Genomic DNA, 1,288 nt, shown 5'->3' with positions numbered 1-1,288 from the left:
TGTGGCAGACTTGATTCTAAAATACCCTGAATTGGCTTCCCAGATCCGGAAGACAACGGATGGATGGATATTTGAAGGTCAAATTCTAGAAAAATTGCGGCAAGCGAAGATAAAGAAAGCTATTGATGATCTGAAAGCTGAGAGGGATTCAACACGAAGCGTTGCGATGGAAAGTTTAAAACGAATTCAATTTTATGGCCAAGAGTTTGAGTCTATCTCAACCTTCGCCGAAGCACGCGAGAAAATTAAAGATATTGAAAAAGAAATCACCGAAGAACAGAAGAAAAATGCTTCTGAATTAAATAGCACGCAGCTTATGAATCAAGGCATAGCTAATTTTCTTCAACAAAAGGCCAATGAGCAACTCGAAGCTAAAAAACAAAAACTTAATGAGTTAAATGAAGTCGTTAAGAAATATGCCGGTCAACTACAGCTAAGCAACGAACAGATCGAAGCCATGACTAAGCTTCTGGAAGATGACACTTACGGGGTAGAAGACAATAACAAGGCCAAAAAAGAAACCGTAGAAATTATGACGGACTTACAGAAAGCGATTGAAGGCTACAACAAGTCATTGGAAAAATTGGATTCACAACAGAAAAGAGTTGCGAAGTCGTCCAAAGAATACCTTGATATACTCGCTGAGAAGCGTAAAGCATTACTGGAGGAACAAAAACTTTACGAACAAGGATACAATGATCCATCTCAACTCGTGTCCTCTCAAACGGAGATAACGACAAGCGGTGGGCCTTCTTCAGACATAACAAGAATGCTGACTACTGCCGTTAACCTGGCTAACTCTGGTGTAATGAGATACAAGCAAATAGACGGAGAATTTACCGGTTCGTTTGATGACTTCAAACAGCGAGCCTATTCAGACTGTTCTCAGTTTGTGCAGGAGATGTTTGAAACGATCGGAGTACAGGTACCGCGTACGGCAGCTCAACAAGCTAAAGCGGGGACTGCGGTATCAAAGAAAAATCTTCAAGTTGGAGACCTTGTCTTCTTTAATACGAATGGTAAGGACAACTCTCACGTTGGGATTTACATGGGGGACAGCAAGTTTATCCAAATGGGGGAGTCCGGACTAAAAGTTTCGGATTTAAACAATAGCTATTGGGGGCCTAAGTACAATGGTGCAACTCGTATTCCTGGGCTTTCGACAGATGCTGCCTACCCGACATCCACTAGTTCCCAAACAACCTCTGGTGGAGTGGCATATGCCGGTAAATACGCTTCTGAGATTAATGCTGCTGCCAATCAATTTAATGTTGACCCACATCTTGTT

Annotated in this window: 1 protein-coding gene; it reads left to right on the top strand. The window is 41.9% G+C overall.

Annotation, left to right across the window (positions count from 1 at the left end; genetic code table 11):
• Positions 1-1,288 (top strand): C40 family peptidase (locus C161_RS31750; RefSeq protein WP_200869439.1); only part of this gene is annotated, 1,288 nt, incomplete at both ends.

Origin of the sequence: Paenibacillus sp. FSL R5-192 (assembly GCF_000517845.1) — a bacterium.
GTDB classification, from domain to species: Bacteria; Bacillota; Bacilli; order Paenibacillales; family Paenibacillaceae; genus Paenibacillus; species Paenibacillus amylolyticus.
Note: the sequence above shows the minus strand (reverse complement) of the source record. Positions and strands in the feature narration are given on the sequence as shown.